Genomic DNA, 1,761 nt, shown 5'->3' on the forward strand with positions numbered 1-1,761 from the left:
GCACCAGAAGTAGATAGCTTAACCTTCGGGAGGGCGTTTACCACGGTGTGGTTCATGACTGGGGTGAAGTCGTAACAAGGTAGCCCTAGGGGAACCTGGGGCTGGATCACCTCCTTAACGATACTATTAATGCTAGTGTCCACACAGATTGTATAGGTTGAAAAAGTAAAGAGTGGTCGAGGTTCCCAAACCTCGGCATTGTGTGTCCCATTCGTCTAGAGGCCTAGGACACCGCCCTTTCACGGCGGTAACAGGGGTTCGACTCCCCTATGGGACGCCACTGGGTCGTTAGCTCAGTTGGTAGAGCAGTTGACTTTTAATCAATTGGTCGCAGGTTCGAATCCTGCACGACCCACCATCTTCTCCACAGAGGATGTAAAACTCAGTTTGGGTTTTGCCTTTTCAAAGGTGAAAGCAAATATATGTGGGCGATTAGCTCAGTTGGGAGAGCACCTCCCTTACAAGGAGGGGGTCACTGGTTCGAGCCCGGTATCGCCCACCACTTTTTCCTTCTTCTTTGTTATGACTTTCGTCGTTTAGGTTCCTAAACTTCCTCAAGTCATGCCTCGAATAAGAAAAAAGCACACTCTCTAATCATTTTCTGCAACGGACTCGCAGGCCCTTTAAATGACATTTACAGGGTGCGAATTTTTGCCGCCCCAATTCGGGAAGAAAGTCATTAGAAAGTGGTTTTTGTACCACATTCTCTTTACGAGAAATGCTCTTTAAAAATCTGGAAAGCTGACTAAACAAACTGATTCAGTTTGTTTGTAAAAGTTCTCAAATGTTGACTCTACGGAGTTAACACCAAACACATTCAAGTGTTCTTGGTTTCATCACTTTCGAGTGATGAACAATATTTGAGTCCGGCGAAATCGTTCATCGCTTTATGTTTCCGCTTTTTAAGAAAAAGCAGAGGCAAAAAGGGTGAACATGTTCTTATTAGAACACCTTGGTTGTTTGAACATACAAGACCTCTTGGGGTTGTATGGTTAAGTGACTAAGCGTACACGGTGGATGCCTTGGCAGTCAGAGGCGATGAAGGACGTAGTAACTTGCGATAAGCCCAGATAAGGCAGTAACAGCCATTTGAATCTGGGATGTCCGAATGGGGAAACCCACTGGCATAAGCCAGTATCCCACACTGAATACATAGGTGTGTGGAGGCGAACTCGGGGAACTGAAACATCTAAGTACCCGAAGGAAAAGAAATCAATTGAGATTCCGGCAGTAGCGGCGAGCGACCCCGGATTAGCCCTTAAGCGTTTTATGAGTTAGTGGAAGCCTCTGGAAAGTGGCGCGATACAGGGTGATAGCCCCGTACACGACGGCTTATTTAACGTGAAAACGAGTAGGACGGGACACGTGTTATCTTGTCTGAAGATGGGGGGACCATCCTCCAAGGCTAAATACTCCTGACTGACCGATAGTGAACCAGTACCGTGAGGGAAAGGCGAAAAGAACCCCTGTGAGGGGAGTGAAATAGAACCTGAAACCGTGTACGTACAAGCAGTGGGAGCCTACTTGTTAGGTGACTGCGTACCTTTTGTATAATGGGTCAGCGACTTACGTTATGTAGCAAGGTTAACCGTATAGGGGAGCCGTAGGGAAACCGAGTCTTAACTGGGCGAATAAGTTGCATGACGTAGACCCGAAACCGAGTGATCTAGCCATGGGCAGGTTGAAGATTGAGTAACATCAATTGGAGGACCGAACCGACTAATGTTGAAAAATTAGCGGATGACTTGTGGCTAGGGGTGA

General features: G+C 47.0%; 3 tRNA genes and 2 rRNA genes. All 5 read left to right on the plus strand.

Annotated features, from left to right (window positions below):
* A 16S ribosomal RNA gene (locus tag GCE9029_RS25150) occupies nucleotides 1-117 on the plus strand; the annotation flags it as partial.
* Nucleotides 118-204: 87 nt separating this feature from the next.
* A tRNA-Glu gene (locus GCE9029_RS25155) sits at nucleotides 205-280 on the plus strand.
* A 2-nt stretch (nucleotides 281-282) separates the two neighbouring features.
* Nucleotides 283-358 (plus strand) — tRNA-Lys (locus GCE9029_RS25160).
* A 68-nt stretch (nucleotides 359-426) separates the two neighbouring features.
* Nucleotides 427-502, plus strand: a tRNA-Val gene (locus GCE9029_RS25165).
* 488 nt (nucleotides 503-990) lie between these two features.
* Nucleotides 991-1,761, plus strand: a 23S ribosomal RNA gene (locus GCE9029_RS25170); the annotation flags it as partial.

The organism is Grimontia celer (genome assembly GCF_900055185.1).
Classification (GTDB): domain Bacteria; phylum Pseudomonadota; class Gammaproteobacteria; order Enterobacterales; family Vibrionaceae; genus Enterovibrio; species Enterovibrio celer.